The organism is Desulfovibrio sp. 6_1_46AFAA (genome assembly GCF_000224635.1).
Classification (GTDB): domain Bacteria; phylum Desulfobacterota; class Desulfovibrionia; order Desulfovibrionales; family Desulfovibrionaceae; genus Desulfovibrio; species Desulfovibrio fairfieldensis.
Map to the genome: position 1 here is coordinate 588207 of NZ_JH114302.1, position 11179 is coordinate 599385.

Below are 11179 nucleotides of genomic sequence, written 5' to 3' on the forward strand. Positions count from 1 at the left end.
TGCCTTTCCAAATTTTACGGGCGGCGCGGCCAAAAGCCCGCCGCCCGTGTTTTATGAAAGCCTCAGCGCCGCGCAGGCGGCATCGGGAATCTGCATGGACCTGATTACAGCATTGGAAGGCCTGGTACCGGAACTCGAGCGAGGGCTGGACCAGGCTTCTTCATTGGAAGACCTGGAAGGCTTGCGGGTGGATTTTCTGGGCCGCAAGGGGCGTCTCGCCCAGATCATGAGCCGGCTGCCCAAGCTCGAGCCCGCTGAGCGTCCGGCCGTGGGACAGGCCGCCAACAGCGTCAAGGAACGCTGCAACGCCCTGTTCGAGGCGCGCAAAAGCGCTTTGGAAGCCGGGCGCGAAGCCGAGGCCCTGGCGCGTTTCGATCCCTCCCTGCCGGGCCGCGCGCCCTGGCGCGGCTCCCTGCATCCCACCACGCTGGTCATGGAGGAGATCTGCGGCATTTTCAAGGGCCTCGGCTTTGACGTGGCCTCGGGCCCGGAAGTGGAAATCGACCACTACAATTTCGAGTCCCTGAACATGCCCGCCGAGCATCCGGCCCGGGACATGCAGGACACCCTCTACATCACCGAAAAGGTGCTCATGCGCACCCACACCTCGCCGGTGCAGGTGCGTACCATGCTTTCCCGCAAGCCGCCCGTGGCCGTGGTGGCCCCCGGCAAGGTCTACCGCCGCGACTCGGACCTGACCCATACCCCCATGTTTCACCAGATCGAGGGCTTGATGGTGGGGCACGGCATCAGCATGGCCCACCTGCGGGGCACTCTCACCGCCTTTGTGCGGGCCGTATTCGGCGGGGAGACAAAGGTGCGCTTCCGCCCGAGCTTTTTCCCCTTCACCGAACCGTCGGCCGAGGTGGATATTTCCTGCTGCATGTGCGGCGGCAAGGGCCATGTGGACGGCGAACCCTGCCGCGTCTGCAAGACCACCGGCTGGGTGGAAATTCTGGGCTGCGGCATGGTGGACCCGGCGGTGTATGCCGCCGTGGGCTATCCCGAGGATGTGAGCGGTTTTGCCTTTGGTCTGGGCGTGGAGCGCGTTGCCATGCTCAAATACGGCATCGGGGATCTGCGCATGTTCTTCGAGAACGATGTGCGCTTCCTGGGGCAGTTCGCCTGAGGGTAGGGCCATGAGGCGAGTTCTGATTCTGCTTGCCCTGAGCGCCGCCCTGTGCGCGGGCGCGGTGCTGTCGGACGGCTTTGTCCCGGTTCCGCGTCCGGCCTGGGCGGCTTCGGCCCTGAGCCCCCGCCACTCCGGCCTGGAACCGCCGGGCGGCCCCAAGCCTCTGGAAGGCCTGCCCGCCGCCGGTGCGCAGTCGGGCACCACTCAGGGCGGCGGGGGCTATACCGACGCCTACGGCAATACCGTCGACGACCGCCAGCCCGAGGAAAAAGCGCCCCGTCAGCGCCCGCGCCCAGGTGCCTATGGTTCATACGGCTCCCGCGCGGATTCCCGGCCATTGCCGGACCCGACCCCCAGGCGGGAAACCCCGGCCTGGTCATTCAAATAAGCCCACAGGAACGAGATATGCTGCTTTCCCTTTCATGGCTGCGTGAATTTACGCCCTACGAGGGCGATGCCGAAGCGCTGGGCGACCGGCTGACCATGCTCGGCCTGGAGCTGGAGGACATTCAGCGCCCCTATGACGTCATCAGCGCCATTGTGGTGGGGCATGTGCTGGAATGCGTCCAGCATCCGGACTCCGACCATCTGCATTGCTGCAAGGTGGACGCGGGCCAGGGCGAACTGCTGGATATCGTCTGCGGCGCGCCCAACGTGGCCGCCGGTCAGAAGGTGCCCGTGGCCCTGGTGGGCTCGAGCCTGCCCGACGGCACGGTGATCAAGAAGGCCAAACTGCGCGGCGCGCCGTCTTTCGGCATGATCTGCTCCGAACGGGAACTGGGCCTCACCGAGGACCACAGCGGCATCATGGTCCTGCCGGAAAACGCCCCGGCGGGCGCGCGTCTTGTGGACGTGCTGGATCTGGACCGGGAGGTGCTGGACATCTCCATTACGCCCAACCGCGCGGACTGCCTTTCCGTGCTGGGCCTGGCGCGGGAGGCGGCCCTGGCCTTCAACCTGCCCCTGACCATCCCGGACCTGCCCCTGCATCTGGACGCCGACGGCCCGGAAGCCGTGGTGCCCATCGAAATCGCGGCCCCTGAGCTCTGCTGGTTGTATTCGGGCCGGGTCATCTCCGAAATCAAGGTGGCGCCCTCGCCCATGCGCGTGCGGCACCGCCTGCATGCCGTGGGAGTGCGGCCCATTTCCAATATCGTGGACGTGACCAACTACATTTTGTTCGAATGCGGCCAGCCTCTGCATTCTTTTGATCTGGACAAGCTCCGAGGCGGGCGCATCGTGGTCAAACCCGCCCGCGAGGGCGAGAAATTCGTCACCCTGGACGGCCAGGAGCGCGTCCTGACCGGTCGCGATCTCTGCATCTGCGACGCGGAACGGCCCGTGGGCCTGGCCGGGGTCATGGGCGGACTGAACACGGAAATTACGGATCAAAGCCGCAACGTCTTTTTGGAAAGCGCGGTCTTTCGGCCCGGTACCATCCGCAAGACTTCGCGGCGGCTGGGACTTTCTTCCGAAGCCTCCTACCGTTTCGAGCGCGGCATCGACCAGCAACGCACGGTCTGGGCTCTGGACCGGGCCTGTGCCATGATGGCGGCCTTCGGCGGCGGCGTGGTGCGGCGTGGCCTCTCCATTGTGGAGCCCCGGCCCTTTGTTCCGGCGCGCATCGCCTTTCGCCCGGCCAGGGCCGACGCCCTGCTGGGCGTGCGGCTGAGCCCGGAATTCGACGAAAAAGTGCTCACCGGCATGGGCTGCGCTGTGGAAAAGAGCAACGACGCCTGGCTGGTGGAGCAGCCTTCCTGGCGGCCCGACCTCACTCGCGAGGCGGACCTCATTGAGGAAGTGGGCCGCGTGCACGGGCTGGACACCATCCCGCCGGTGCTGCCGCCCGTGCATCTGGACCTGGCGCGCGCCGCCGAGCCGGAGTCCCGCTATGCCTTCTGGCTGCGGCTCAAGCACTGGGGCGCGGGCCTGGGCCTCAACGAGGCGGTCAACTACAGTTTTGTGGGCCACAAGGATCTGGACCAACTGGGCCTGCCCGGCGAGGGCCGCATTTCCATCATGAATCCCCTTTCGGCGGAGCAGGACGCCCTGCGCACGGCTCTGGCCCCGGGCCTGCTTCAGGATCTGCGCAACAACTTGGCCCAAGGCGCGCAGGGGTTGCGGCTCTTCGAGCTGGCCCATATTTTTGAGGCCGATCCCACTTCGGAAACCACGGCCCGCGAAACCGGCATGCTGGGCATCCTGCTCTACGGCGCGCGGCATGACGCCTCCTGGCCGCATGTTGAGGCGGATATGGGCTACGCCGATCTCAAGGGCGTGGTGGAGCACCTTCTGCACTTCCTGCATCTGCCCGCGTCGGTCTGCCGCCAGGCCGAAGAGCATCCCTTCCTCCTGCCCTGCGTGGACGTGTTGGCGGAGGGCAGGCGTGTGGGCGTCATGGGCCGGGTCAAACCCGCCCTGGCCGAGGATTTCCACGCCCGCAAGCCCGTCTGGCTGGCTGAACTCAATCTGGAGTTGCTGCGCGAGCTGTATGACAAAGCCGTGGTCCGCTTCACGCCCCTGCCGGTCTATCCGCCGGTGCGCCGCGACATCACGGTCATGGCCGGGCCGGAACTCAAGGTCAGCCAAGTGCTTGACCATCTGGCCGGGCTCAAGCTGCCCCTGCTGGAAGAAGCCGTATTGGTGGACTGCTTTGAACCCGAGCGCGATGGGAACAAGGAACCGGCCCGCAACCTGACCTTCCGTCTGACTTTCCGCCACGCCGGGCGGACGCTCAAGGACGCGGAAGTGGACAAGGAGAGGGAAAAGGTGGCAGACTCGCTGGTACGGACCTTGGGCGTGCGGATCTGACGCCCGTGGGCTAGGGCCTGTTGACACTATGCCTTTTTGCCCGCTCGCTACGTCAGATTTCATCTGCTTTTTCGGTCGAGTACCAAAAGAGTACACCCCCTCAAAGCAGGCTTATCTTCCTTGCGAGCGAACAAAAATTCTATAGTGTCAAACAGGCCCTAGAGCGATTTACGATTGAAATGAGTGAATTCCTCTGGTGGCTGCGTGAGCGGACACCCGCGCCCAAGTGCAAGGGAGCGACCGGAGGCGGCGCAGCCGTGCCCGTTAGCCCAAAAGGGCTTACGGGCATCGACAGCAGCGATAAACCGCGTTTTTTCCGTAGCGCGGGCGGCGTAACGTTTGAAATGTATAACATTCAAACGCAACATGCTCCAACGTCAAAGTATATACACATTTTCAATGTGAAATGTTCTAAGGAAGCGCTGAGGAATGAAGATTTTTGTTCTTTGCCAAGGAAAGCGAACTGCGGGCGGAGGGAGTATATTCAAACCCAACCTTCGCATGGAGTGAGCCGGACGCGGGCAGAGGGCAAAAAGATTATTAACTCAGTGCTTCCTTAACGTTTTCGCGGCATCGGGGGGAGCTCATGTCGGAAAAAACCTACCGCATCGGCGAGGCGGCGGAGCTGCTCAATCTCAAAACTCATGTTCTGCGTTTCTGGGAAACGGAGTTCCCCCAGCTGGACCCCCTGCGCACGGACAAGGGCCAGCGTTTGTACACGGAAACGCATCTGGCCCTGTTGCGGCGCATTCAGCAGTTGTTGCACGAGCAGGGCATGACCATCGAAGGCGCGCGCCGCGTGCTGGAGGGCAGCGCGGTTCTGGACGAAAACCTGCCCGAGCGGGTGGCCGCCGTGCCGGACCCGGCCTTCATGCAGATGCTCAAACGGGAGCTGACGGCGGTGCGCCGCCTGCTGGCCGGGCGGCTCTGAACTTCCCGCCGCGTTGGCGTTCAGTCCATACGAGGATGTCCGCATGATTCTTTCCCCATCCCTGCTTTCCGCTGATTTTTCCCGTCTGGCCGAGGAACTGGCCGCGTTGGAAGCCGCCGGTGTAACCTGGTTGCATCTGGATGTGATGGACGGGGCCTTTGTGCCCAACATCACTTTCGGTCCCCCGCTGATCAAGGCCCTGCGGCCTCACAGCGGGCTTTTTTTTGACGTGCACCTGATGGTTGAGGAACCGGCCCGTTATCTGCGCGACTTCAAGGAAGCCGGAGCCGACCTGTTGGTCATCCACGCCGAGGCCGACCGCCATGCCCAGCGCACCCTGACCGAAATCCGCAAGCTGGGCCTCAAGGCAGGGCTGGCCCTGAACCCCGGCACGGATCTTTCCGCAGCCCGCTGGCTCGCGCCGGACCTGGATCTCTTGCTGCTGATGAGCGTCAATCCCGGTTTTTCCGGCCAGGCCTTCATTCCGCAGACGTATGAAAAAATCCGCGCGGCCCGCGCCCTGCTGGCCGAAGCCGGAGTCGCGGGCGCGCTGGTCCAGGTGGACGGGGGCGCCTGCCCGGAAAACGTGGCCGCCTTGCTGGATGCCGGGGCCGATGTGCTGGTTTCCGGCTCCGCCTTTTTCGGCCATAAACCTTATGACGCGCGCCTGGCGGCCTTTATGAAAGCCGCCGAGGGCCGCGCTGTGCGTCCCGGCCTGCGCGCCGCCCGCGTCTGGCGGCACGCAGCGTCCAATGCCAACCCGTAACGCCAAGGAAAGAGAGTCATGCCTACCCGCAGACAGTGCGCTAACGCCATACGCGCCCTTGCCATCGACGCCATTGAAAAATCCCGCTCCGGCCACCCCGGCGCGCCCCTCGGCATGGCCGACATGGCCGAAGCCCTCTGGCGGCACGGCTTCAAGCACAATCCCGCCAATCCCGGCTGGCTGGACCGCGACCGTTTCGTGCTTTCCAACGGGCACGCCTCCATGCTCCAGTACGCGGTGCTTCATCTCACCGGCTATGATTTTCCCATTGAGGAAATCAAGAATTTCCGCCAGTGGGGTTCCCAGACGCCGGGGCATCCCGAGCGCGGTCTGCCGCCCGGCGTGGAAATGACCACCGGTCCGTTGGGCCAGGGCATTTCCTCGGCCGTGGGCATGGCTCTGGCCGAACGCATGCTGGCCGCCCAGTTCAATACCCCGGAACAAACGGTGGTGGACCACCGCACCTATGCCTTCTGCGGCGACGGCTGCCTGATGGAAGGCGTCTCGCACGAGGCCTGCTCCCTGGCCGGGACCTGGGGCTTGGGCAAACTCATTGTGCTTTATGACTCCAACGGCATTTCCATTGACGGCAAGATCGACGCATGGTTCAGCGAAGACGTGGGCGCGCGCTTCCGTGCCTACCGCTGGCAGGTTATCGGCCCCATTGACGGGCACGACAGCGAGGCCCTGGACAAAGCCCTGGCCGAGGCCCGCGCGGACCTTTCCCGTCCCAGCCTGATCATCTGCCATACCCATATCGGCTTCGGCTCGCCCAAGGCCGATTCCGCCGCCAGCCACGGTTCGCCGCTGGGCGAAAGCGCCTCGGACGCCACGCGCCGGGCCTTGGACTGGCACGAGCCGCCCTTTGAGATTCCCCAGGATATTTATGCGGCTTGGGACGCGCGCGCCGCCGGGCAGGCCGCCGAAGCAGCCTGGAATGAAACCTTCGCCGCCTACAGGCAGGCCCATCCGGAACTGGCCGCCGAATTTCTGCGGCGCATGGCCGGGGATCTGCCCGCCGACTGGGCGGCCATTGCCGCGGGCATGCTCAAGGAAGCCGTGGACAAGGGCGAAAATGTGGCTACCCGCGTGGCCTCCCAGAAGGCCCTGGAACATCTGGTGGGCAATCTGCCCGAACTGGTCGGCGGCGCGGCGGACCTGTCCGGTTCCGTGGGCACCCTGACCACCAAGTCAGAGCACCTCAAGCCCGGCGCGTACACCGGCAACTACATTTCCTACGGCGTGCGCGAGTTCGGCATGAGCACGGTCATGAACGGCCTGGCCCTGCACGGCGGCTTCATCCCGTATGCGGGCACCTTCATGGCCTTTTCGGATCAGGCTAAAAACGCCGTGCGTCTGGCGGCCATCATGGGACTGCGGGTGGTCTGGGCCTTTACCCACGACTCCATCGGCGTGGGCGAGGACGGCCCCACCCACCAGCCTGTGGAACAGGTGTCCACTCTGCGCCTGACGCCCAATCTGAATCTCTGGCGGCCCTGCGATACGGTGGAAACCGCCGTGGCCTGGCAATCCGCCCTGGAGAGCCGCGACACGCCCACCTGCCTCTCGCTCTCGCGCCAGAAGCTGCCTTTCTTTGAGCGCGACTCGGCCCGGATCGCGGCCATCGCCCGTGGGGGCTACGTGTTGCGCGACTGCCAGGGCACGCCGGAAATCATTTTGCTGGCCACGGGCTCGGAAGTGGCCTTGGCCGTGGAGGCGGCGGAGCAGCTCAATGCGGGCGGCCGCCGCGCGCGCGTGGTTTCCATGCCCTGCGCCGAGATTTTCGACGCTCAGGACGCGGCCTGGAAGGAAAGCGTGCTGCCCTCCGCAGTGCGCTGCCGTCTGGCTGTGGAAGCCGCCTCGCCGGACTACTGGCATAAGTATGTGGGCCTGGACGGCGCGGTGCTGGGCATGCACAGCTTCGGCGCTTCCGCGCCGGGCTCGGTCATGTTCGAGCGCTTCGGCTTTACTACGGCCAATGTGCTGGAAAAGGCGCGCGATCTGCTGAAATAATGCAGGGCTGTCTTCTGCAACGGACGAAAGGCCGGTGCGAGGGCAGGCCTGATAACGCCAACCAAAGGGAGGCGCATTATGCCCATTAAAAAACTTGCGGATCTGGATTGCGGCGGCAAGACCGTGGTCATCCGGGAAGATCTCAATGTGCCCATGAAGGAAGGGCGGATCACCAACGACAAGCGCATCCGCGCGGCCCTGCCCACCATCAGGATGGCTCTCGACAAAGGCGCGGGCGTGATCGTGCTCTCGCATCTGGGCCGCCCCACGGAAGGCCAGTACGAGGAACAGTTCTCACTCAAGCCTGTGGCCGCGCGCCTGGGTGAACTGCTGGGCCGGGACGTGCCTCTGGTCAGGGATCCGGCCGAGGCCAAAGCGACGCCGGGCCAGTGCGTGCTGCTGGAAAACGTGCGTTTTCTCAAGGGCGAGAAAAAGAACGATCCTGCTCTAGCCGCGCAGTTGGCGGGCCTGGGCGACATTTATGTGATGGACGCTTTCGGCGCGGCGCACCGGGCCCATGCCTCCACCGAAGGCGCGGTGCGTCAGGCCAAGGTCGCCTGCGCCGGGCCGCTGATGGTGGCAGAACTGGCGGCCTTCGCCAAGGTGCTGGACAATCCGGCGCGGCCTCTGGCGGCGGTCATCGGCGGTTCCAAGGTCTCCACCAAGCTGGGCCTGCTGGATAATCTGCTGGCCAAGGTGGACAGTCTGATCGTGGGCGGGGGCATTGCCAATACCTTCCTGGCCGCCGCGGGTTACGGCGTGGGCACGTCCCTGTGCGAGCCGGATCTGATCCCGGAAGCCAAAAAGATCATGGAAACGGCCAGGGTTGCGGGCAAGGACCTGCCTCTGCCCGTGGACGTGGTCACGGCCGGGGAACTGGCCCCCGGACAAAAGGCCACGGTGCACGCGGTGGGCGACGTGCCTGCGGATGAAATGATTCTGGACATCGGCCCCAAGACCGTGGCCCTCTATGAAGCGCTGCTGGCCAAGGCGGCCACCGTGGTCTGGAACGGACCGGTGGGCGCGTTTGAAACCGAGCCTTTCGGCGCGGGTACCAAGGCTCTGGCCGAAGCCTTGGCCGCTTCCAAGGCTTTTGTCGTGGTGGGCGGCGGCGACTCCGTGGCCGCGGTGGAAGGCTATGGCCTGGCCGACAAAATGGGCTATATTTCCACGGGCGGGGGCGCTTCTCTGGAACTGCTGGAAGGCAAGGTCCTGCCCTCGGTGGCGGCTCTGAAAGACAGGGGGTAGGGCGGCTTAACGTTCAAAATGGACCGCTCTGGCGGACACAAGAGTGTCCGCCAGAGCGGTTGTACATTTTCAATGTGAAAATGCTCTAAAGAAATGTAACGCTAGGGGGAGACTGACTCCCGCGAACCGTGTGCCGGCTTTTGACATTTCACGCAGTCAACCTTACATGCTTTGGACGCGAACCCGCAAAAGGAGGCAATTAGTTATGCGCCGCCGCAGAAAAAAAGCGGATCTCCGGATTGTGATCCGGGACGAGGAAATCAAAATCCGCAAGACCGCTGTGCGACCCGGGCAGGCCCATCAAAACAAAAAACTGTATTCCCGGCGAAATGAAAAGCGCTGTTATGAAGAAATCCCCGGCCATGACTGGCCGGGGATTTCCCTTTACGGCGGGATAGCGCGTTCCTGGTATGGCTCCGTTGTCGCCAACAGGGACAGCCCTTCGGGCTGCCTTCGGTCGCTTTGTCGGAATCCACGCCGCGTTGCGGCGCGCCTCACGGTGTTCCGCGTTAGAGCAATTTCAAAGTGAAATTGCTCTAACGCGGATAATACAGCTGAAACCAGCGCCCCATAACGGAAGTTGTATCCTTGCGATCGAACAGCCGCTCTGCCTGCGCATCCACAAAGCGGACGGTCTTGCGTTCCAACAGGGAGCAACCCACATTCTTGAGCCGGATGTCGTTGCCCATGAATGTGGGCGGCACCGGCAGACCCAATAAATCCAGTAGCGTCACGCTCAAATCTATCTGCGAGCAATACCGGGTGATTTCCTGTCCATTGCCGCCCAGACCCGGCACGCCTCGGCGTGAAAGAAAAATCAGGGGGATGCGGTCCGGCGCAAAGTCGGGCCGTTGTGTATACCTGGCACCGTGCGTGGCGCTGTGATCAGCTGTGATGATCAGCAGGGTGTCGTCCAGATAGGGTTCCAGCCCGCGTAGAAAATGGCCCAGCGCCCTGTCCTGCGCGCACAGAGCGATAAAAAACGTATTTCCGGCCAGTACGGGAATGCGCGCGCAGGCCTCATTTTCCCGCGTTGGCGTGGTATACGGCGCATGGGTTTCTATGGTGGAAATAACGATGAAATTTTTGCCGCCGGGCCGCGATCGCAGGATCTCCAGGGCGTCCTCAAAGAGATAGCCGGACTCAATACCCCATTTCTCGTTGATATCGCCGACCTTATCTTCAAAATACTCGCGGAAACGGATATGGCTCGGACTGTAGCGCCGCGCAAAAGCCGCCCTGCCGCTGTCGATGAAGTGTCCCCAGCGACCGGACACCGCGCTCAGATAGTAGCTGGTAAAACCGGCGCGCTCTAACGACGTGAACAGATTGGGCGCGCTCCCCTGGTCGTCGTCATAACTGAGCCGGGAAGCCAGCAGGGCGTGCAGGCCGCGTGCCGTGGGCGCGGCGCTGGTGTAAAAATTGCGGCAGGCAAGGCCTCGCCCCGCCAGAGCGTCAAAATGAGGCGTGGCTTCGGCAGGAATAGTGCCATTGTACTTGTGCAAAAATTCCAGATTCAGGCTTTCCACAGCCACAAGAATGATATTGCGGAAAGGTAAGGGGGGTCCCGGAGGAGGACTTGTCCGCAACAGGCCTAACGCGGCCATGGCCAGCCTGTCGGCGGCCAGGGCTTCGCGTGGCGGCCCTACCGGAGCGCTACGGCTTTCTTGCCGATCATACCATATTTCCCAGGCGCTTTTCCAGGCCGGAATGCTCATCCAGCCTCGCCGCCGATCCATATCGTAGCGCGTGGCGCAGTAATAGCCGGTAGACAGTGAGAACAAGGCGATAATCAGCAGCAAAATCACTGCCGGAACGCGTTTGGACTGCCGAAGAGCAAAGCGCCGCTGGCTCCTGAACAGCCAGACGGTCAGCGCCGCTGTACCCGCCACGCCCGCAACGACGACAATTATGCCGTATTCCGGCAGAGCATCCAGTGCGTGCCGGGCTTCCGGCAGCACCTGCAGCAGAATGTCGTAATCAATAATCCGCCGTGCCGTGTGAATGAGAAAACAATTAGCGGCGTTCCAGAAGAGAATAATCAGCAGCCAGAATGCTGAAAGAATACTCAACAGTCGCGTTTTCCAGAACAGCGCGGCCAGACTGCATACGAACAACGGCCCGCAGTCCAGCAGGGTGCCCAAGGCAACTCGTTCAATCTTCCAACTGAGTGGAATCTGCTCCGGAAAAAATAAGGCGAGACAAAGGCGCAGGCACGCCACCAGAGCAACGCAGGCGGCCAGGCAGAGCGGATATCGGTCCGGTCTCTCTCTCTCTC

9 protein-coding genes are annotated in these 11179 nt (G+C 63.3%); 7 read left to right on the top strand and 2 right to left on the bottom strand.

Translation table 11 applies throughout. The annotated features are described in order from the left end of the window. Nucleotides 1-94: 94 nt before the first annotated feature. From pheS to HMPREF1022_RS09295, 7 genes are all read left to right on the top strand, one after another. Nucleotides 95-1129 (top strand): phenylalanine--tRNA ligase subunit alpha, encoded by a 1035-nt coding sequence (gene pheS / locus HMPREF1022_RS09265; RefSeq protein WP_009302889.1) that lies wholly within the window; start codon nucleotides 95-97, stop codon nucleotides 1127-1129. A 10-nt stretch (nucleotides 1130-1139) separates the two neighbouring features. Further along, on the top strand, nucleotides 1140-1520 hold the full coding sequence (locus HMPREF1022_RS09270; protein ID WP_009302890.1) for a hypothetical protein: 381 nt from the start codon (nucleotides 1140-1142) through the stop codon (nucleotides 1518-1520). 17 nt (nucleotides 1521-1537) lie between these two features. Next, nucleotides 1538-3943, top strand: coding sequence for a phenylalanine--tRNA ligase subunit beta (pheT, locus tag HMPREF1022_RS09275; protein ID WP_009302891.1), 2406 nt, complete (start codon nucleotides 1538-1540; stop codon nucleotides 3941-3943). 586 nt (nucleotides 3944-4529) lie between these two features. Next, nucleotides 4530-4874, top strand: a complete 345-nt coding sequence (locus tag HMPREF1022_RS09280) for a MerR family transcriptional regulator (protein WP_008681863.1) — start codon at nucleotides 4530-4532, stop codon at nucleotides 4872-4874. Nucleotides 4875-4917: 43 nt separating this feature from the next. Then, the gene (gene rpe / locus HMPREF1022_RS09285; RefSeq protein WP_008681862.1) at nucleotides 4918-5640 is read left to right on the top strand and encodes a ribulose-phosphate 3-epimerase; all 723 of its coding nucleotides are present in this window, start codon (nucleotides 4918-4920) and stop codon (nucleotides 5638-5640) included. Nucleotides 5641-5658: 18 nt separating this feature from the next. Continuing rightward, complete coding sequence (gene tkt, locus HMPREF1022_RS09290) at nucleotides 5659-7653, top strand: transketolase (RefSeq protein WP_008681861.1); 1995 nt, start codon at nucleotides 5659-5661, stop codon at nucleotides 7651-7653. A gap of 78 nt (nucleotides 7654-7731) precedes the next feature. After that, nucleotides 7732-8901 (top strand): phosphoglycerate kinase, encoded by a 1170-nt coding sequence (locus tag HMPREF1022_RS09295; RefSeq protein WP_008681860.1) that lies wholly within the window; start codon nucleotides 7732-7734, stop codon nucleotides 8899-8901. Between the two features lie 199 nt (nucleotides 8902-9100). On the opposite strand, the gene HMPREF1022_RS18570 is transcribed toward HMPREF1022_RS09295, so the two are convergent. Then, nucleotides 9101-9265, bottom strand: a complete 165-nt coding sequence (locus HMPREF1022_RS18570; protein ID WP_198005345.1) for a hypothetical protein — start codon at nucleotides 9263-9265, stop codon at nucleotides 9101-9103. Between the two features lie 172 nt (nucleotides 9266-9437). Then, the coding region (locus tag HMPREF1022_RS09300) for an LTA synthase family protein (RefSeq protein ID WP_009302892.1) at nucleotides 9438-11179 on the bottom strand (1742 nt) is incomplete at its 5' end.

Bases quoted from the DNA above. Each gene is read 5' to 3' on its own strand.
- pheS (WP_009302889.1), top strand. From the start codon at position 95: ATGGACCTGATTACAGCATTGGAAGGCCTGGTACCGGAACTCGAGCGA.
- HMPREF1022_RS09270 (WP_009302890.1), top strand. From the start codon at position 1,140: ATGAGGCGAGTTCTGATTCTGCTTGCCCTGAGCGCCGCCCTGTGCGCG.
- pheT (WP_009302891.1), top strand. From the start codon at position 1,538: ATGCTGCTTTCCCTTTCATGGCTGCGTGAATTTACGCCCTACGAGGGC.
- HMPREF1022_RS09280 (WP_008681863.1), top strand. From the start codon at position 4,530: ATGTCGGAAAAAACCTACCGCATCGGCGAGGCGGCGGAGCTGCTCAAT.
- rpe (WP_008681862.1), top strand. From the start codon at position 4,918: ATGATTCTTTCCCCATCCCTGCTTTCCGCTGATTTTTCCCGTCTGGCC.
- tkt (WP_008681861.1), top strand. From the start codon at position 5,659: ATGCCTACCCGCAGACAGTGCGCTAACGCCATACGCGCCCTTGCCATC.
- HMPREF1022_RS09295 (WP_008681860.1), top strand. From the start codon at position 7,732: ATGCCCATTAAAAAACTTGCGGATCTGGATTGCGGCGGCAAGACCGTG.
- HMPREF1022_RS18570 (WP_198005345.1), bottom strand. From the start codon at position 9,265: ATGGCCGGGGATTTCTTCATAACAGCGCTTTTCATTTCGCCGGGAATA.